General features: G+C 56.8%; 17 protein-coding genes. 9 read left to right on the forward strand and 8 right to left on the reverse strand.

Annotated features, from left to right (window positions below; genetic code table 11):
• Positions 1 to 119 precede the first annotated feature (119 nt).
• Genes CGZ80_RS23550 through CGZ80_RS23565 form a run of 4 tightly spaced genes read right to left on the reverse strand, consistent with a single transcriptional unit; the run spans position 120 to position 6,056 of the window.
• The gene (locus CGZ80_RS23550; RefSeq protein WP_094418130.1) at positions 120 to 857 is read right to left on the reverse strand and encodes a biotin/lipoate A/B protein ligase family protein; all 738 of its coding nucleotides are present in this window, start codon (positions 855 to 857) and stop codon (positions 120 to 122) included.
• Positions 854 to 4,291, reverse strand: coding sequence for an FtsX-like permease family protein (locus tag CGZ80_RS23555; RefSeq protein WP_233148620.1), 3,438 nt, complete (start codon positions 4,289 to 4,291; stop codon positions 854 to 856). The genes CGZ80_RS23550 and CGZ80_RS23555 overlap by 4 nt, the downstream gene beginning before the upstream one ends.
• Before the next feature lie 28 nt (positions 4,292 to 4,319).
• Positions 4,320 to 5,300, reverse strand: a complete 981-nt coding sequence (locus CGZ80_RS23560; protein ID WP_094418131.1) for an efflux RND transporter periplasmic adaptor subunit — start codon at positions 5,298 to 5,300, stop codon at positions 4,320 to 4,322.
• Positions 5,301 to 5,330: 30 nt separating this feature from the next.
• Positions 5,331 to 6,056, reverse strand: coding sequence for a two-component system sensor histidine kinase NtrB (locus tag CGZ80_RS23565; RefSeq protein WP_094418132.1), 726 nt, complete (start codon positions 6,054 to 6,056; stop codon positions 5,331 to 5,333).
• 182 nt (positions 6,057 to 6,238) lie between these two features.
• Here CGZ80_RS23565 and CGZ80_RS23570 point away from each other — a divergent pair, with 182 nt between their 5' ends.
• Genes CGZ80_RS23570 through CGZ80_RS23580 form a run of 3 tightly spaced genes read left to right on the forward strand, consistent with a single transcriptional unit; the run spans position 6,239 to position 10,117 of the window.
• On the forward strand, positions 6,239 to 8,068 hold the full coding sequence (locus tag CGZ80_RS23570) for an SLC13 family permease (protein ID WP_094418133.1): 1,830 nt from the start codon (positions 6,239 to 6,241) through the stop codon (positions 8,066 to 8,068).
• A gap of 46 nt (positions 8,069 to 8,114) precedes the next feature.
• Positions 8,115 to 9,635 (forward strand): sodium:solute symporter family transporter, encoded by a 1,521-nt coding sequence (locus CGZ80_RS23575; protein ID WP_094418134.1) that lies wholly within the window; start codon positions 8,115 to 8,117, stop codon positions 9,633 to 9,635.
• On the forward strand, positions 9,632 to 10,117 hold the full coding sequence (locus CGZ80_RS23580; protein ID WP_094418135.1) for a hypothetical protein: 486 nt from the start codon (positions 9,632 to 9,634) through the stop codon (positions 10,115 to 10,117). The genes CGZ80_RS23575 and CGZ80_RS23580 overlap by 4 nt, the downstream gene beginning before the upstream one ends.
• A gap of 20 nt (positions 10,118 to 10,137) precedes the next feature.
• On the opposite strand, the gene CGZ80_RS23585 is transcribed toward CGZ80_RS23580, so the two are convergent.
• The 3 genes from CGZ80_RS23585 to CGZ80_RS23595 all read right to left on the reverse strand — a co-directional run bounded on the left by CGZ80_RS23585 (position 10,138) and on the right by CGZ80_RS23595 (position 12,955).
• Positions 10,138 to 10,677 carry a DUF3299 domain-containing protein gene (locus CGZ80_RS23585; RefSeq protein WP_094418136.1) on the reverse strand — a complete coding sequence of 180 codons (540 nt, stop codon included), beginning with the start codon at positions 10,675 to 10,677 and terminating at the stop codon, positions 10,138 to 10,140.
• Between the two features lie 101 nt (positions 10,678 to 10,778).
• On the reverse strand, positions 10,779 to 11,456 hold the full coding sequence (locus tag CGZ80_RS23590; RefSeq protein WP_094418151.1) for a hypothetical protein: 678 nt from the start codon (positions 11,454 to 11,456) through the stop codon (positions 10,779 to 10,781).
• Positions 11,457 to 11,515: 59 nt separating this feature from the next.
• Positions 11,516 to 12,955 (reverse strand): hypothetical protein, encoded by a 1,440-nt coding sequence (locus CGZ80_RS23595; protein ID WP_233148621.1) that lies wholly within the window; start codon positions 12,953 to 12,955, stop codon positions 11,516 to 11,518.
• Positions 12,956 to 13,406: 451 nt separating this feature from the next.
• On the opposite strand from CGZ80_RS23595, the gene CGZ80_RS23600 reads away from it, so the two are divergent.
• The 4 genes from CGZ80_RS23600 to CGZ80_RS23615 all read left to right on the forward strand — a co-directional run bounded on the left by CGZ80_RS23600 (position 13,407) and on the right by CGZ80_RS23615 (position 16,653).
• On the forward strand, positions 13,407 to 13,682 hold the full coding sequence (locus CGZ80_RS23600; protein WP_233148625.1) for a calmodulin-binding protein: 276 nt from the start codon (positions 13,407 to 13,409) through the stop codon (positions 13,680 to 13,682).
• A gap of 116 nt (positions 13,683 to 13,798) precedes the next feature.
• On the forward strand, positions 13,799 to 15,184 hold the full coding sequence (locus tag CGZ80_RS23605; protein WP_094418138.1) for a helix-turn-helix domain-containing protein: 1,386 nt from the start codon (positions 13,799 to 13,801) through the stop codon (positions 15,182 to 15,184).
• On the forward strand, positions 15,181 to 15,639 hold the full coding sequence (locus CGZ80_RS23610; RefSeq protein WP_143544119.1) for a hypothetical protein: 459 nt from the start codon (positions 15,181 to 15,183) through the stop codon (positions 15,637 to 15,639). Before CGZ80_RS23605 ends, CGZ80_RS23610 begins: the two co-directional genes overlap by 4 nt.
• Before the next feature lie 78 nt (positions 15,640 to 15,717).
• Complete coding sequence (locus tag CGZ80_RS23615; protein ID WP_094418140.1) at positions 15,718 to 16,653, forward strand: sugar phosphate isomerase/epimerase family protein; 936 nt, start codon at positions 15,718 to 15,720, stop codon at positions 16,651 to 16,653.
• A 20-nt stretch (positions 16,654 to 16,673) separates the two neighbouring features.
• Here the strand turns inward: CGZ80_RS23615 and CGZ80_RS28845 are convergent, their stop codons facing one another.
• The gene (locus CGZ80_RS28845) at positions 16,674 to 17,741 is read right to left on the reverse strand and encodes a phosphatase PAP2 family protein (protein ID WP_233148622.1); all 1,068 of its coding nucleotides are present in this window, start codon (positions 17,739 to 17,741) and stop codon (positions 16,674 to 16,676) included.
• A gap of 191 nt (positions 17,742 to 17,932) precedes the next feature.
• Between CGZ80_RS28845 and CGZ80_RS23625 the strand changes: the two genes are divergently transcribed.
• Both CGZ80_RS23625 and CGZ80_RS23630 read left to right on the forward strand, forming a co-directional pair.
• The gene (locus CGZ80_RS23625; protein ID WP_094418141.1) at positions 17,933 to 18,838 is read left to right on the forward strand and encodes a DUF1559 domain-containing protein; all 906 of its coding nucleotides are present in this window, start codon (positions 17,933 to 17,935) and stop codon (positions 18,836 to 18,838) included.
• Between the two features lie 53 nt (positions 18,839 to 18,891).
• Entirely contained in the window at positions 18,892 to 19,278 is a 387-nt protein-coding gene (locus tag CGZ80_RS23630; protein ID WP_094418142.1) for a BlaI/MecI/CopY family transcriptional regulator, read from the forward strand.
• The last annotated feature ends 57 nt before the right edge of the window (positions 19,279 to 19,335 follow it).

A 19,335-nucleotide genomic window follows, 5' to 3' on the forward strand; every position in this document is an offset into this window, starting at 1 on the left:
ACGGCACCAGATTTTGTCGCCACATCCCCCTACGATCAGCATCCCAAACGGCCGACCTAGTCCCCCCTGGTACCCGAGTACACCTTGCCTTGCCGTTCAAGGTCTTCGCGATCGCGCGGTCAATGTCGCGAGTGCCACTTGGCCTGGCCATAGCGATCCTGCACCAAGGACTCGACCGTCGCCAGCAGATTCGTTGCTGAAATCTTGCCCTCCACAGCAAATCCCGTCGCCAGATCAATAGCCAGCACCTGCGGATCAAGCGGCACATTGGTCACAAATTGCCCATGATCACGCCCCTCGCGATAATCCGGTTGCCGTGGTGCGAACGCCAAGCACCGCTGCAACATCGCCAGATCTGCCGCGTACAAAACGGTGCCGTGGTACAGCAAATGACGCCGGCAGACGCGTAGTGCGTTTCCCGAAAACTTACGATCTTCGAATGTCAGATCGCAAATCCCCTGCTGGGTAGCACTGGGAAGCTGGCGTTGCACCGCCGCGAGCACGCGCGACATCACGATCTGGTGCGCATGGTCAATCTTCGCCGCTTCGGGAAAGTCTTCCAGCGACAACACCACGCTGTACATCATGCAGCCGGGGCCGGCCACGATGGAGGCACCGCCGCTGCAACGCCGAAAGATCCCCACCCCCTGCTCGCGACAGTACTCGCGATCGGTTTCGGAATCGATCTTCGACGATCGCCCCAGCACCACAGCGGGGCGTTGCAATTCCCACGTGCGAAACGTAGGCCCGATCTCGCCAGCTTCCGCAGCGACCAACGACGCTTCATCAAGTGCCAGTTGATAGGCCGGTTGAGCAAACTGAGCCCGCAATTCGGGCGTGATGACCAACTGCTTCACGATCCCCTCAACGAATCAAGCAAACGCATTCGTGCCACCTGGATCGCGGCCACCAATCCGGCAAACAAGCCGAAGACAAAGATCCCGGCGACGATCAAAATCGGTTCTAGCACCGGCGGCGTGATACCCTGCGACCATGCATAAGGCAACACCGCGAGCACCGCACACAGCACACCGCAACCGATCCCCATTGCCAACAGGCTTGCCGTTTCGCCAACCACCATCGTCGCCAGTCGCCGCCGCGTGAATCCGATCGCCCGCATCACCGCCAACTCACGCCGACGTTGCAGGAGGTTTCGAACTTGCGCAACCGCCAACCCGACCGTTCCCAGCAACAGACCTAATCCGCCCAGACTTTGGAACGTTCGCAAGTACGTGTTCTGAACAGCCATCATGCCAGCGAGCACATCAGCCGAGTTCGAAACATCAAATCCGACATCGCCAAGCCGAGACTCCAACGCTTGTGTGAGCAGTGCGGCTTGATCACCGGACGAATCCTTGCCCTGCGCATCAATCAAAAAGAACCGATACCCACTGATCGACGGAAACAGCGTTTCAAAGTTGGCTTCGCTGACCATTAACCGGCCTTGCAGCAACGAGTTCTCAAGTAACCCAACCACTTTGAAATAGATCGTCTTGGTGTCATAGGTAAACGACTTCACCTCGCCGACACCGCCCATCATCTGCAGACTCCACATCGCGGTGTTCTGGTCCAAAATCAATGGAACCGGATCCTCTTCGGTACCAGCCGCGATCACATCGATCTGCTCCCAAGGCGATTCATCTCCCGAAGCCGCCGACGCATAAAACCGAAACCGATCGAGCGACACCGTCGACTTCACTGGGACCCCATACACGGTCGGCTCGCTAGCGCGGTAAAGGTTGTTGCAACTGGCATCCTGTCCGCGACGAACTCGAAAGGGGATCACTGTCGCATCACGAAGCAATTTTGCATCCGGCCCTAACAGCCCAGACTGCACCGATGCATCCGAAAGGTCTTGGTAAAGCGGCTGTGCCGTTTCGGCCAACAGATCAAACCCACCGGTTCCTTCGTCACTGGGCGACAATCGGAACGCGTTGATGGCGACAATCAAGAACGATGCGGTCGCGATCAAGCCGATCGTTAACGTGCTTCGCAGTGGTGCGCGAATCGAATTGCGTCGGGCCAAAACGCCGAGGTTGTAACCATGGGTCGTCACCGATTGTTTGATGCCGCCACGGAAACGCCCGTAGACGAACACCAAAATCGCGATCAACAACATCATCCCGCCACCAACAAAGCCGCCCGCCGCAGCTTGGCCGCCACTGACGGCACCAAACCCGCCGGCCGCCAACGCAACCACCACCAATCCGATTGAAACGAGATTTGGCCAACGCAAATGGCTTTGCGGGTCGATTTCGTCTAGTTCGCCCTGCCCTTTCAGAAGCGTCACGGCATCGTTCTTCAACATCGAACGCGTCGTCATCCACAACGCCCCCACACCACAGACCAACCCACCGATCGCACCGACGAACAGACTGAGCGCTGACGCGTGGAACGTCAAAAACGGCACCGTCACCGCACCAACCCAAAAACTTCGCAAGGCCGCGAGCACGCCAAAGGCATACCCGACACCGCCAGCGATACCGATCACGACGCCGATGATCGACACCAACAATCCTTCGCCGACATACAAACGGTTGACCTGTTTCGGCCGCAGCCCAACCGCGATCAAGGTGCCAAGCTCACCGCTTCGAGTCACCAAGCCAAGCCGGAACAACATCGCGATCAACATCACAGCCGAAAAGATCACAAACATGCTGAGCGACAGAAACAATCCGTCAAACGGTGTCGTTCCTTTCGAGGCCGCCAATTGCATGCCTCGAATCGCGCGCGGTTGCCAACCGAGTGCTGGCAACACCGTTGCGGTGGCTTTTAACAATTGATCACGAAGCTCGGTTTCGCTTGCCGCAACCGAAGGATCAATCAACAACCCCGTCGTGTGACCGAAGCGACTCGAAAACAACTGTCGGCCTGCCTGCAGTGGCAAAAACGCCTTGGGCGTCAGACGGTGGTTTTTCCAGTACTGGTCGTCTTCGTCGGGAACCTCACGGGTTAGCTCGAACGGCGTGTCCCAGTCACTCATCGAGTCCTGGTCGGTAACGCCCGGCACCGTTGGCGTCAGGTCAGGATCGTTGTATCGCGTCGGACGTGTTTCATAGACCGCATCGCGGCGACGGCGATAAGGCTGCTTGGGCTCGGTCAACGGAACGATACCGGCGACCTTGGCAAAAAACTGCCGCTCGACTTCTTTGCCGCCTTGCGTTTCGGGCTCGTAATAATCGATCGCCAAACGGTCCCCGGCTTTCAACTGCAATCGATCTGCCAACCACGAGTTGACGACAATCGGCATCTCGACACCGGCGACATCGCTGAGATCAAACGAGTCGCCATAATCGAGCGGCAATTGACGCGACGAATCGGCCGCCGTGATCGTGCTGTAAGTTACGCCGATCGCGTCCGGCCCGGCATCCGCTTTTCGGATTTCATTCGCCAAGTAGGTCAGCACCGGTGTGACTTGATCGGCGGGCAACGCATCGGTGATCGCATCAACCGCGGCATCACTAATTAGCAACCGATCGCTCGTCACGTTGTAGTAATCGAAGACAGTTTCACCGTCGAATGTTTCGGTGACGTGCTGCAGCTTTAGCCCCAGGTCTTCTAACGTCGGCTGAACTCGATCGGCAACGATCTCGGCCGAGCTCAACAACACGTTGGCTTGACCGTCGCGATCAAGCACTGATGCGATCAGCTCCCGTGATAAAAACACGTTCTTTGGCGCCGCTTGAGACGCGGTCAGTGAAAAACGGGCCAAGCCCTTGTCGGGCAAAATCTCGGCAACTTTCAATCGCGGGATGCCTTCGGTTTGGACGTCCTTGCGACCCAGCGGGCTGTCCGCAGGAACCGCTTGCTCGACCGGCAGACGCACCGTGACTTGGTCACCGACATTCACCCCCAATTCCGTCGCTAGCGATTCGGTGATCACCACCGAGCTGTCATCCAAAGTCGCCTTCGGTGCAACGCCCGACGTGTCGAGATTCCAGAATGCATCGTCACAGCCGACCACTTGAATCGAACCCGACCGACGAAGCTTGTCATCGCTGTTCGCTTCAATCACCGCTTGATCAAACAACAACACGGCAGCGATCGTTTCAGGAGTCTGACCAACACGCTTGGCGATCGATTCGGTTGCGAAAAAGCCGCCCGGAGCGATCACGGAATCGATTTTCCCCAATCGTTCAACCGTAAGCTCTCGCAAGCTGCCGCGCATCGAATCGCCCACTAGCAGCGCGCCGACGATCACCGACGTGGCAATCGCGACGCCAAGAGCGACTGATAAGGTCGTTCGCCAATTGTGACGAACACCGGCAAAGATGACTGACCAAAAAGACAATGGTTTGCAGCTGGTTTGAGGAAAACGATTATTGCAATTCCAAAACGCCGGCGGCACCGGCCCGGACTTTGCCGTCTGGATTATCGACATCAGCCCAGAAGACAACATTTGCGTTCGCCGGATTAATCTCGGGCGAAACGAATGTGACCTTGCCAGTCAAGCTGACGTTTCCGCCGGCCTCTGATTCTGGAATGAATCGAACCGCATGGCCTTGCAGATCGCCGGGTATCATCGCTGGGCTAGCGTGGCAGATGACTCGTAACCGATTGAGTGAAACGACTCGAACCAGCGTTTGACCGGCGGCTGCCCATTCGCCAGGACGAGTGGTTACTTCGACAACCTGACCGGCAACAGCCGATCGTAAAACATGACGATCGAGGTTTGACTTCACGATCATCAATTTCGTCTGGGCTTTCTGGGCCACGGTTCCAGCGAGGGCACGTTGTTGCTTTTCGCCCTCGATCACCAATTGGGCCCGATCCGTTTCCAGTTGCAACTTGCGCAAATCCGTTTCACTGACGACGCCATCGTAGACTTGGTTGGCAAGTTCGCCTTTGTGTTGAGTGAGCTTGCGCACTTCGTATTCGTGGGACGCCAACTGGAGTTGCGGATCTCGGTTACTGGCCAGACGCGCTGCGTCCAGCTCCGTTTCAACCATCGCCAATTGCAACTGTGCCGCCTCATCATCGAGCCGCAACAGCTTGTCGCCCTTTGCAACCGTTTGACCGACATGGACATTGACTTCGGCAACGATTCCCGACAAAGGAAGTGCCAACCGCCGGTTCTCAATCAATGCCGTATGGGCAACCAACTGGACTTTGCCAGCAGCCTCTGCGGTAGCCCCTGCAGTCGTGTCGGCTTGTGATGGATCGTCGACTTGGTCATTCGCCGCTAGCGCTGGCGCCACCGCTACTTCGGTAACCGGTGCCTGAGCCGCTGTCGTTTGGATCGAAATCAGTCCGCATCCCAGCGTGATCAAGCCAGCAACAATTCGTGATCGAGAATGCATGACCTATTTCCTAAATGGTGACGGAATCGACTAAATGATCCGGCGCAGCGCGGGAAACTCCAATGTGAACTTGGTACCACGACCGACGTCGCTTTCGACGCTCATTCTACCGGAGTGGGCCTCGACGATTTTGCGAGCCGTCGGCAACCCCAACCCGCTGCCGCCTTCCTTGGTGGTATAGAACGGCTCGAACATGTGCATGATCGTGTTCCCGTCGATGCCGCGGCCGGTATCGATCAAGTCCATGGCGACACCTGAATTGGTGGTGTAGGTTCGCACCAACAACTGTCCGCCGCGGTCGGTGGCTTCCAGCGAGTTCTTGACCAAGTTCATCAGAGCCGCCTGCAACGAATCGCTGTGCAGTGCGATCGACGGCAGGTCATTGTCCAAGAAGCGAACGATTTCGATCCCGCGCTGTGACGCTTCGGCACTGTAGGCGTTGAGCACGGTTTCCAACTGGTCATTCAAGGAACCGGAAACCAAGTCGATGTCTCGCAACCGCGCATAACGCATAAAGTCGCGGAGTAAGCCTTGCATTCGCACACACTGCTCACGAATAATCTTCGCACGCTCAAGCGGTCGGCGGCTTTCTGGCGAGTGCCAATCGGCCAAGTCTTCGCTGAGCAGGTCGATGTTCATGTGAATCACCGACAAAGGGTTTTTGATCTCGTGCGCGAGTGAGCCGGAAAGCTCGGCGAGCTCCTCGTACTGAGCTCGCAACTCGTCAATCGGTGATGTTTTTTCGCTACTCGTCATGACCAAAAGCAATCATCGTGGTCGGATCGAAGCGGAACGCTTCGTTTCAATCCAATTGTAGTGGGATTGTCCAATTCAGATACGTGGCGATGGTTTATAGGCAAATAAGTCGAAAAAACGAGAGGTCGGCTGCCTGAAACCACTCACACGGACTATCGTTTGCCAAAAAAGACACCGGCGCCATGGCGTCGGTCATCAATCATTCGCCCCTTTACTGCCGCATTTGGATGGATTGGCCCGCCGTTTTATCGCTGTTGGTTGCGCTCGGATTGTTGATCAGCTTGGCATTTCGCGTTGCCCCGGCAGATATCTTGGCGTTGGCATTCCTAGCGGTCCTTGTGGTCGCGCAGGACGTGACCGGCACGCCAGACCTGCCGACACCCTCCCAAGCGGTGGCCGGGTTTGGCAGCCAGGCCTTGATCACGATCGCGTTGCTGTTTTCTGTCGTCGCGGGCCTGGAAATGACGGGGGCCACAAAGCTCGCTACCGGCTGGTATCTCGATCGCTCGAAATCACTCCGCGGGGCCCAATTCCGTATCCTGGCCCCCGTGATTGTATTGAGCGGGTTTCTCAACAACACGCCTGTGGTCGCGGCATTGATCCCGATCGTCGACGACACTTGCAAACGGATCCGTGAAAGCTCCAGCCGGTTGTTGTTGCCGCTGTCATACGCCGCGATCCTCGGTGGCATGTGCACCGTCATGGGAACCAGCACCAACCTGATTGTGCGTGAAGCGTTCGAGTCACAGACTGACAAAACGATCGGCTTCTTTGCACCCGCTGTCGTGGGAATCCCGGCAGCGATTGCGGGACTGGTTTACATGATGCTGTTCGCGCACCGTCTGATTCCGAATCGGCGTCCTGCCGTTAGCGCGAGCGACGACCCCAAAAAGTACACCGTCGAAATGCTGGTCGATTCGACTGGCCCGCTGGTCGGAAAAACAATTGAAGAAGCGGGCCTGCGTAGCCTGCCCGGGCTTTACATTGCCGAGATTCAACGGGGTGATGATGTCGTCGCCGCGAAACCGAACGAGCGTTTGCGAGGTGACGACGCGTTGATCTTGGTCGGTGCGTTGGGCTCCGTTGTTGACCTTCGCAAAATTCGAGGCCTGCTGACCCCGGACGATCAAGGTCGCAAACTGGAAATCCCGGCGTGGCGACGAACCCTGGTCGAGGCGGTGGTTAGTTCGCGTTGCTCGTTGCTCGGAAAAACCATCCGTGAAGGCCGCTTCCGCAGTAACTACAACGCGGCCGTTGTCGCGGTCGCGCGGGGCGACCGCCGCCTGGAAGGCAAGATCGGTGACGTCCGCTTGGAAATCGGCGACGTGTTGCTGCTTGAGGCATCACAGTCGTTTATCCACCGCGCCAAAGAACTGCGTGATTTCTTTCTCGTCAGCGCCGTCGGCAGCAACGCGGTCCGCCGACATGACCGCGCCTGGCATGCAATCTATATCATCCTGGCAATGGTACTGGTCGCCGCGTCGACTTATGTATCGATCTTAACCGCAGCACTCGTTGCCGCACTTGCCATGCTTGTCTTTCGCTGCTGCACCGCCAACGAAGCACGTCGCGCGATCGACTGGCGGATCTTGATTGTCATCGGCGCCACGCTTGGTATCGGTTCCGCACTTGAAAAAAGCGGTGCCGCCGAAGCGATCGCCCGAGGTGTCATCGAACTCGCCCAAGGCAACCGATACGCAACGCTGGCACTGGTGTACTTCATGACCATGTTGTGCACGGAATTGATCACCAACACCGCGGCGGCACTCATCATGCTCAGTGTCGCCCTCGGAGCGGCGAACAACTTGCAAGTCAGCGAACTGCCATTTGCGATGGCGGTGATGATTGCCGCATCCGCCAGCTTCCTGACCCCCTTTGGATACCAAACCAATTTGATGGTTTACACCGTCGGCGGTTACCGTGTCTCGGACTACCTTCGCTTTGGACTGCCGCTGTCTCTGATCATCTATGCGATCGCGATGATTATGATTCCATGGCATTTCGAGTTCTAAACGCCGGGCCCTGAACTCAGACGAAACCACCACGCGCGAATTGCCCATGTTGTCGGAGTTGGGAACACTCGACCTAATCGTCTTGATCGCCGTGCTGTTTGGTGCAATCGCCATTGGCGTGTTCTCCGGACGTAGCAACCGGGACTCCGAAGCGTTTCTCGTCGGCGGGCGCAACCTGCCCTGGTGGGCGATTTTGGGGTCGATCGTTGCCACCGAAACCAGCACCGCTACGGTGCTCAGCTTGCCAGGCGATGCTTACGCCGGCACCGGATTTCGCTGGCTGCAATTCACAATGGGCTTGATCCTCGGCCGGATCGTGGTAGTGAAATTCCTGCTACCGATTTACTTCCGCGGGAGCCAGACCACGACATCAAAGGCGCCGCAGGAGCCCGATACACGGCCAATCTTTACAGCCTATCAAACGCTCGAAGAACGACTCGGCAAAGCCACTCAAATGGCCACGTCGTTGCTGTTCCTGATCACTCGCAACCTGGGCGATGGGCTGCGTCTTTACCTTGCCGCTATTGTCTTGCAAACATTGCTCGGCTGGTCGATGCCGCAGTGTGTCGTCGTGATGGGACTTGTCACGATGGCCTACACCGCAATCGGCGGCCTGCGTTCGGTCATCTGGAATGACTGTGTCCAGTTCGTGATCTACATGATCGGCGGTATCGCGGCGGTGATCGTGCTCGCCAGACTCGTCCCGGGCGGATACGAAGCAATCTGGGGCTTTGCCCACGAGACTGGCCGGCTGACTGTTTTCGATTTCAGCTGGGACTTGAGTAAACCGCTGAACTTCTGGGGCGGACTCTTCGGCGGCGCGGTGCTGACGATCGGGACACACGGCACCGATCAAATCATGGTGCAACGTTACCTGAGTGCCCGTAGTGAACGCGATGCAGGCCGCGCGGTGCTGCTCAGCGCATTTGTCGTGATGCTGCAATTCACGCTGTTCTTGTGGATCGGCGTTTCACTGGCCTGCTTCTTTGCAAACTCGACCACAGTGCCCCCCGATGCCGCCGATCAAGTGTTCGCGTTCTTCATCGTCAACCTATTCCCACAAAACGTCGGCCTGATCGGATTGATGCTCGCCGCGATCTTAGCCGCCGCGATGAGCACGCTGTCCAGTTCGCTGAGTGCATCGGCATCCGCCCTGCTGAACGATTTTTACTTGCCGTTTCTTAAGCAATCCAATCGCCCTACTCCCAGTGACCGCATGCAATTGCGAACAACCCAAGCGATGACGATCGCGTTTGGCGTTTTGCAAATGGTAATCGCGGTCTGGGCCAGTCACTGGGACCAAACCGTTGTAACCAGCGCGCTAAAAATCGCCGGCTTCGCAGCAGGCCTACTGCTCGGCGTGTTTGCCTTGGGCCTGTTCAGCCCCGGCATTCATCAACGATCGGTCTTGATTGGGGCCGCGGCGGGCCTCGTCGTGCTAACGCTGCTAAGCTTTGTGATTAAAAACGAATCCGGTGAAGCGATGGTCGCTTGGACCTACCTCGCAGCGATCGGCGCAACAACCACGTTCGTCACCGCAAAAGCCAGCGAGCGGATCACCCAATGAAACTGCGACCAATCTCCATCGATCCTCAAGACGGCCCCGTTCCGCAAGCCGTAGTCCAATGGATCGAACAGGCCGGCGATGTCGGCAAACGCATCGACTGTTTCGACTACATCCCCAGCAATCCCTATGTGCTTTACAGTTACCTGACCACTATCCGCGGTCGAAAATACTGCGAATGGGGAAGCGGGATTGGGATCGGAATTGGCATGGCCGCCTCGCTGGGACTAAAAGCGACCGGTATCGAACTGAACAGCGAACTTGCCGCTCGATCATCCGAACTACTCAATGAGCATTCGCTAAACGCCACCGTGATCAACGGCAGCTACCATGAATGCCATGTGCCTGCCGATGTGGTGTATGTGTATTGCTGGCCAGGCGAAGTCAACGAAATGCGGGAACGATTTGAAGCGACGATGCCTCAAGGCACCTGGTTGCTCCTGGCCGAAGGTGCCGAACGGATCACGCCGTTAATTTTGTGGTAACGGCGGTTCGGCGATCAAGCCTATTTGACCTTCACGCCTTCGATTCGGAAGACGGCCATGTGGGTTGCGTTGGGGGCGTTCGGTGGGCCTTTACCGCCAGGGTATTTGAAGGATTCGTCGTCCAGATAGAACTTGCCTTCGACGGTGACCGGACGTGTTGAGAAGTCGGCCGATTGGCCTTCCGTCATTTTGACCCACACGCAATCGTAGAGCGCCGCGCCGGGGCCGAAGCAACACTCGCGGTTATCACGCACGAGCACGAACTGCTTGATGCCTTCTTGCTGAAAAACACTTTGTGGAAGGATGTAGCCGCGGAGCTTGACGTCTTTTTTGTTCAGACGCTTCAGCCGATCAGTCCACATTGAATCTTTAAACGCGGCGTCTTTTTCGATATCGAACTTCAAGTCATCGAAATTGATTTCGCCTTTCGCCAACTGGGCTTCGCTGCTTTGACGAAGCGGAACGGTTGGCTTGTCCTCGTCAGTGGCTTGTGCGAACACCGAAACCGGCATCAGCACTACCGCTGCGGTAAACAAGAATGTGGCAAGCCGCTGAGTCATCGTGGTCGCATTCGGTGGGAGGATCGAAGGTGGGCAAGGATATTTATCATAGCCCTTGCGTGACTGAACCCCTACACCGATTGCCGAATCCGACAGAGGGCTCAGTTCACTGAGGTACCCTTTATCCGATAAAAGACGGAGTTGTTAAAATCGGTTTTGGACTGGGGAACCTTGTTGAGGATGAACTTTCCGGCCAGCTTCCGCCGCGTCATCCCGCCTTTCACAGTCTCGCCGCCGGTCAAGGTCACCTCGATCATCTCGCTGCTCTTCGGCTGACCGCCAAAGCAGCATGTGCCCAAGTCACCGACCATCACGAACTGACGCAACATTCCCCCACCGCTCGATGGGTGGATGTAGCCCTTAATAAAGACGTCTTTGCCATCAAGGTCATACGCCACTTCGGTCGGACGATCCGGGTCGGCGTCAAACTTCAATTGCGAAAACGGCACCCGCACGTGGCCCGGCGGGACCTCGGTCAGGTAAGTGTACGTGTGCATCGAAACGCCTGTGACGAGCACGACCAGGTTGGCTACCAGAGCGAACTTGGCGAGTGCTTTACCACTGAATTCGTCCGGGTAACGGTTGATCGAGCGGATCGAAAAGATCCCGAACAAGACGCCAACCAGGGTCAGCACCAAGACCATTTCAAACGGGGGCATCAACCCAATCAGTCCCACCGCAAACAGGAGCGTGGACGCGATTGCACTTCGGCTGAGGGCACGATAGGGAAAGTCCGCTGCATCAGCGGACGTCGACATTTGAAATTCAGTGGTGGCCATCGTTTGCATCAGTCGCAAAGAAGACGGTAAGAAGTGACGTGTTTATCGACGTCGATCTCTTAAAGGGCCGTTTGGCTTTCCGGTTGCGAATCGCCAACCGATCCACCGGTGAGGACCAAAAAGAGTGCGAGCACCAAGCTTGCTAATGAAACCGTCAGTACGCAAGCAAACTCCCAAGGGTTCGACGCGTTCGCCAGATCATTTTTCTCGGCGATCACACCCACCACTGGGGATTTTGCCGGTGCGAGGGCTGCGTAGCGAAGGCCAGCTTTCAATTCAATGTTTTCGCGTTGCCCCCCCGCGTTAGGAACGACAGGCTGGATGCTGGAGGTCGAATCCTCGTTCGCTTTGGGACGAACGGGGACGGGGGCAGGAAAGAACGCCTTGGCACGGCGAACGGCTTCGGGGTCGATTTCCTCGAATTCCTTGAGCGCCGCTTCGGCTTTGGGCAACGGGCAAGCACGCATGTAGTTAATGACTGGTACACGCAGCCAGTTGTCTTTCGGATCGACCTCTTTGAAAAGCTTCGACAGCCGATCGATCTGGCTCCAATCCTGCCATTTGGCGAGGTCAGGAATCACCATGTCGGCCAGCTGTTCACGCTCCAGAACCTTGTGCATCGATTCGGCCAACGCACTGCGCGGGATCACAGTGCCTTCGGTGCCATGGAAACGCAGCGCCATAATCGCCGCGTAGGTGTGCGAGAATTGTGCTTTCTTGTTAGCAATGTAAAGCTCTTCGACCAACGGCAGCCCTTGTTCACCGGCGAGGGTCAGGTAGCAGGCGATTAGCGCGTCGAGCCCATTGGAGATGCTTTTGGAGGGGTTCTTCAACATGTCCTCCAGCATCGGGAGATCTTGTTTGCCGCCGCAAACGCCCAGCATGGTGAAGTACAAGCGTTTGCGATCGACGCCCATTTCGGGCTGCTGGATCCATTCGATCAAGCGGTCATGGTCCATTTGCGGACCGATCTTGGAGATCACGTCATAGGGTGCCGAAGCGAATTCGTCGTACGCATCACGCGAAATTAACGGATCTTCGTCTTCGAGGTACGAGCGAAAGAAAAGCAATCGTGCAACAGGATCGTCTTCGACTTCGGTCGCCTTGACGATGTACTGTTCGCTGCGTTCGTTAACCGGCAAACAGGACCACTGTAGGTTTGGTGGGTCGACCCCGGAGAGCAGGAATCGGCGACCGACTTCGACTTTTCCAAAGTAGATGGCGTCGACCGTTTGGCCAGCTTTGACGACCTGACCGCCTTTGAGAACCTTTTCGACTTTCATTTTGACCACGCCGGTGGTCAGGTTCCGAGTCGACTCGCCATCCAAGCAAGACGCGATGACGACAGCGTCCATGGTTTCGGATTGCTGGCGGATGGTTTGCTGGACCGACTCACAAAACGGACACGCCGACGCGACGGGGCCCTGGAGAAGTGATCCGGCGACGACCGCGAACAACGCGACCATCATCGTCAAAGTTCGGTTGTTTTGCCTATTCATCAATGTTTTCCGGGAGCCAGGGTGATCCGAGTGCGGTTTTCCGGGTGTTTTGTGCGAAACCGGCCTGGATTTTTCCTGATTGGCTAAAGCTGACGGTCGGGCAACGGGCGCCGGACCGAGCGAGTTCTTTAATCATAGGTGGAAAACAGGTGGGCTGAGAAGGCGGATGTCGATTCTCCCGGAATTCGCGCTACGATCGGCTCAACCCTTCCAGCCAAAACTGCCGATACGTTCGAAGGTTCGCGATTCGCTGACCCGTGGCGGGGGGACCGCGATGCCCGTACATCGACGGCGTGTCACCTTGCAGCGGACACTTTGGAAACAACCATCAACCAAGCCCACCGATGGCCTGCGTCAGGATGACGCTAGAGCTGAATGAGGCTGACCTAGGGGGAAAGCAGCAATGCTTCGTCAATTGATCATCGTCGCCGTTCTGGCAGCATCGGCGTTGATGCTGGCCGATCAAGCGTCTGCCGACCAGCGGGCCTATGGCCAAGCTTGGGGCGGGAGCACTAGCACTCAAGACTGGAATCGCTTCTACCACTACCCATACGTGTACTATCCCCAGAACTTCTGGGGCCAAGAGTACTACAAGAGCGCCGACAGTATGTACTACCGCTATCCGCCAGAAATGCGGATTCCGGTATACAACAAAAAGTGGCACAACTATTACCCCAGCAGCCGCCGCTACCACAGCGGACACCACTTCATCCTAGACGTGTTCTAGGCAGCGGTTGATTGCGTCGTTGGTCACATCGGCCGACGACGATCCACTCTCATCAAGACGCCACCGGCCGAACACACTCGGCTGGTCGGCTCGCGTGAAGCATCGAGTTGGCTTTCATGGCGACGAGCACCAGCATTCGGCCACTCAGCCGTCTTCTCGATAAAACGTCCGCCCCACTCTGGGTCATCGGACCGGACGGAAAGCTCGCGTACCTTTCGGCCAGCGTCGGCGAATGGTTGTCGATCGAACCCGAAATGCTAGTCGGCAGACTTTGCGTTGCTGGCGTCTCGGTCACCGACGACCCGCTCGATTATCTTGCGGCTTCGCTAGCACCACCGCCCGGAATATCCACCCGCGGCACCGCTTCGCTGCTCGTCCAACCATCAATGTCTGGTAAACGTGCACGCCAATTCAAAGCGATGCAAACGCGCTTCGTCAAATCAGGCGACGCACACGAAGCCTTTGTGTTTGCGATCACCGGTTCGTTCAACGACACCGCGGTCGATACCGACATCGACTTTGCCAGACAACTTCGTCAACGCCTGGATACTTGGCGCCAGCACCAAAGCAACTTGGCGTCGATGTCGTTGCTGGGCGATTCCAAATACGCTCGACGATTGCAACGTCAAATCAAACTTGCCGGCCGCTTGCGCAGTGACGTCCTGATCGAATCACCGCCGGGATGCTTGGACGAAGCCATCGCCCGCGACATCCACCATCGCTCCGCTGCGGACGAACCGGTTGTCGTGATTGATGGGTCGTTGATGGACCGCGAGTTGCTTGATGCCAGCTTATGGCCCATCCTACATCACTTGGCTGATGAGAAAGACGCCAGTGTGATTGTGAAAGACATCGACGCGACCGTCCCCGAAGCCCAACAACGATTGCTCGAACACCTCGACGAACATGGCGAACGTCTGCGTTTAATCGGCTTGGCTTCCTGTGCAACGACGAATGGCAAAGGCGACCAAGATGACTTGGAAGCAATCGATAACGCCGAGCAAGAGAAAGCGAACGAATCGATCACCAGCGAACTCGCCGAACGGTTTTGTGGTCTTCGTATCCGCTTGGTTTCGCTAGCCGCACGCCTGCAAGACCTGCCTCCGATCGCCAGCGCGATGCTGAATCGCCGCCGCGCCGCCGGCGAAGGCACGGCCGATCGGTTCACCAGTGCTGCCTTGGATGCGATGGTGCTGTACCCTTGGCCGAACAATTTTCACGAACTCGACCAAACCGTTCGCCATGCGATCCGCGCCGCAAAACAACCCGCGATCGACTTAGAAGACCTGCCGCTCGCGATCCGATCTTATCGCCCCACCGCATTGGCGACCGAGTCGCTGCCTTTCGATCTCGACCAAACCGTCGCGGAGTTCGAACGAAAGCTGATTTTGTCGACACTCGATTCGTCCGACGGCAATCGCGCCGAAGCCGCCAGGCGGATGAACATCTCGCGAGCCCGGTTGTTGCGAAAACTCGAGACATACGAGGACGAGCAACCTTGATCCGCGGCTTCTCAGCTCCCGTCACGCGACAGCCAGTCCCGTTTTATGTCGCCGCATCGCACCGTCGTTGGCTGGATGCCGCGCGGCGATTCGTGGGGCCGTTCGCCCATGCGGCCGCGGACGAACCGACAGACCAATTCCGTATGGCGGTGCGTGTCGAAGCGATCGATCCGGCCCGGGTCCGCTCAGCTGTCGCCTCGACGATGACTGCGGTGGAGGATTGTTTCGTACTCTGGGAAGTTGACGCGACAAATTGCTCCACAATCACGCTCGCGATCGCACAAATCGCGGTCAGTCATCATGATGTGATGCAGTTCGTGGCAATCGATCGTCAAAAACGTTTTTGGTCGACCAACGAAATTGCCGTGATCGCAGAGCTCGGTGTGGCGTGTATCCTGAACCGCCCGGAAGATTTGGCGGTTGCGGCGCGACTCGTTTGGCGACATGGCTCCTAGCCCACTCGGCTTGCCAGCGCCGCAGGCGTCGCCTTCGCCACCTCCGATGTAGTCCAGCCCACTTCCTGTGAGAACACGATGAAGCTCAATCGACGTGACCTGATGGCAGCCGCCGGCGCCGCAACGCTATCCGCCGCAACCACCCAGCGAAGTTGGGCCGAAGACGCTCCCGCGACCAGCAAGCGTCCCAACCGGATCGCCGTGTCGACGTATTCGTACTGGCGCTATCGTGACGACAGCAAGCTGACCATCGGTGAATGCATCGACTTGGCCGCCGAAGCCGGTTTTGATGGCGTCGAAATTTTGCACGTGCAAATGGAAGACACCTCCCCTGGTGCACTACAAAAAATCAAACAGCGTGCCTTTATTCATGGCATGGACCTGTGTGGCTTCTCAACCCACCAAAGCTTTGTCTTTCCCGACGAAGCAGAGCGTCAAGAAAACATTCAACACACCATTGATTGCATCGAGATGGCCTATGCGATGGGCATCCCGACGATCCGCGTCAACACCGGACGCTGGGGAACCAGCAAAGACTTCGACACGTTGATGGCCAACAAAGGCATCGAGCCGCGTTTAGACGGCTACACCGACGAAGACGCTTTTGGCTGGGTGATCGACAGTCTGGAAAAGTGTTTGCCCACTGCTGAAAAGTGCGGCGTGACCTTGGGCCTCGAAAACCACTGGGGCATCGGCAGAAACGCTGACGCTGTTGTCCGCATCATCGACGAGATCGATTCGCCTTGGTTGCAAGCGACCATGGACACCGGCAACTTCCTGGAAAACCAATACGAACAGTACAAGATGATGGCCCCCAAAGCCGTCTTCGTTCAAGCCAAAACGTACTTCGGCGGCGGCACCTGGTACACGCTCGACATCGATTACGATCGTGTTGCCAAGATCCTTCGCGATGTCGACTACACCGGTTACATCTCGTTGGAATTCGAAGGCAAGGAAGCTCACGAAACCGCGATTCCGAAAAGCCTTGAGATGCTTCGCAAAGCGTTCGCGTAGTGGATCGGAACCGGATTGCTTTAGTAATTCCACTCCAGCATTCCGCCCATCGCGCCGGTTTCAGCAACATAGGGATAGACCGCGAAGTTGCGGCCCGCCAAATCGGTCCGCTCGATCGCCGAGGAAGCGACATACGCCATCCACCAACCCAACGCTACTTGCGATGGGTAGTGGGCTTGGTCGTTAACTCGCGAAATCGGACCTAGCAAGGAACCGGCATAAAACATCGTTTTGAGTAGTGGGCGATCCGTCATCTTGGCGGCGTTGATAAACGGCAGCGCCGACATAAACGCATGCCCGCTGACACCGTTGTTGTCGTGCATCGGTCGCCAGCGTGACGCATGATTGATTTCGTGCGGACGTGAGCCGCCCGTCAAATGCTGAGCCAAAATCAACGGCGGGGCTCCAACTAAAAACGATCGGATCGTTCGTTTCCCCCAGGTCCCTGTCGTTTGCATCATCGGGGAATCATCGAACACTTCGCCGGCTGCCCATGCCGCGGCAAAGATCGGTAATGAATAGCGTCCATTACCAAGCTCTTTGCTGGAGTGCAAATACTCGAACCACTCGTCGCTGGTCGCGCCACGCACACTCGCTTGGAAATGGCGTTCGACCTGGGCATCCAAGCTGGTATTGGCGATCGCCGCACCGATCAACATTCCTGTCCCGAGTAACTTGATCGTTTCCAAGTCGTAGTAGTTCAAATGGTCGAGCTGGATCTCTTTCCACAAACTCGGCTGGCCTTGTGATAGCTCTCGCGCAAGGCGTGCTTTTCGGCGACGGAAAGGCGGACTCATCCAACTCGGATCATACGGCTCGTTCGCCAGCGGAATCGGATTCGCTTCCGGCAATGGCTCGCTCGAAATCCCAAGTTCACCCAACATCGCATCATGTTGCTCGTCGTCCCATGCGAGTGAAGCGGTGATTAACTTGATCGACGGATCCGCGGTTGGATTGTGTACCCACGTCGGTACATCATCGAGCACGTCAAAACGAGCGTCGACAAACTCGTCCGCGTAAGCGCGCTCCAGCGAGAGCAGCAACAGCAACGCAAACAGAGCGCGAGAGGACCGGTTCAGCAACGTCATACATCGATTCATGCAAAGAGGGGCACAAGAGACCTCTAATTACTAAATCGCTAGTACATAAATCAACTCTGGTTTCCCGCCTCGGCAAAACCTGATCAGAATGACGTTGGCGAAAAACTAGACGCTTCGTATATTGCGACTTTGAAACGAAAAGGAAGTCGCACTCACTCGGCAATCATGATGCCCCTAAGATGCCTCGCGTGGTAACCGCTCACCGCCCCTCCCGTCACGGACTGACGGTTCTCGAACTGCTGGTGTCATTCGCCATCATCGGTATTTTGCTAGCAATTTTGCTGCCCGCGTTGGGGGCCGCGCGTGAGTCAGCCCGGTATACGCAGTGTGCCAGCCACCTCCGTGAACTGGGCATCGCACTGCACCACCACCACGAAGTCCGCCGCAGCTTGCCCGCCGGCTGGCAATTCGATCCCACTGCCTCGTCCGCTTATGGGTGGACGGTGCCGCTACTGCCGTACATCGAACAAGCTGCTGTCGCCTCCCAGATCGATTTGAAAACCCCGCTGGGTGCTCCGCAACTTACAGAAGCCCGGAACACATCGTTGCCCCTGATGCTCTGCCCTTCGGATATCGTCGACCCGATGTTCACGCTTTACGAAGGTGATGAAGAGGATGACGAAGGCAAGGAAGGACGCTACACCGGGCAACCGTTCATGCCGTCCGTTCAAAGTGAAGCGATCATGCGTCTTCCCACGGCGAACTACGTTGGCGTCTTTGGAACATTGGAATCCGACGACGAAATCCCCGCCCCGATCGGCGACGGAACGTTTTTGGAAAACCGAGTCGTACGGTTCCGTGATTTCTTGCGGGGCCTTTCCCACACGGTGATCGTGGGTGAACGCACGATGGCGCAGGTCCCTTCGACTTGGCTGGGTGTCAGCTTGGCGGGCGAAGACGCCGCGGCTCGCTTGGTCGGCTCGGCACTGCAAGGCATCAATCATCCCTTGGCCGATGAATCAGATTTCTCCAGCCGGCACCCCGGCGGCGCGAACTTCCTGTGGGGCGACGGTCACGTTTCATTGGTTTCCGAGAACATCGACCTGATCGAATACCAACGCTCGGCTCAGCTCTACCCTCGCTAGCGTCTCATACGATTTCCCCCTCACTGTCATTCACCAGCCCATAGCTTCTTCCCATGCCACCTTCAAATCAGAAGACGATCGAATTGACCAAATGCGAAGCCGAAGTCATGGACGTCGTATGGGAAAAAGAAAGCGTCACCGTCAACGATGTCGTGGATGCGATCAAACGTGATCTTGCCTACACCACGGTGATGACCACGATGAAGATCTTGGAAGAAAAAGACATCGTCAGTCGCGGTGAAAAGATCGGTCGAGCATACACTTATTCTGCAAAAGTCACTCGTGACCAAGTGCAGCAACGGATGATCAAATCACTTGCCGATCGCTTCTTTGGCGGATCGACTCGCTCGATGGTCCTGAGCCTGCTGAAATCCGAATCGATCTCCGAAGACGACATCCGTGCCGTCAAAGAAGCCGCCGAACAACTGGGCGAAGAATAATGGACCTCCAGCTTGCCTTCGAAGTCGCGAGCTCGCTTTGTATCCAAGTCGCGTTGG

Origin of the sequence: Rhodopirellula sp. MGV, from assembly GCF_002251265.1 — a bacterium.
In the GTDB taxonomy this organism is placed as follows: domain Bacteria; phylum Planctomycetota; class Planctomycetia; order Pirellulales; family Pirellulaceae; genus Stieleria; species Stieleria baltica_A.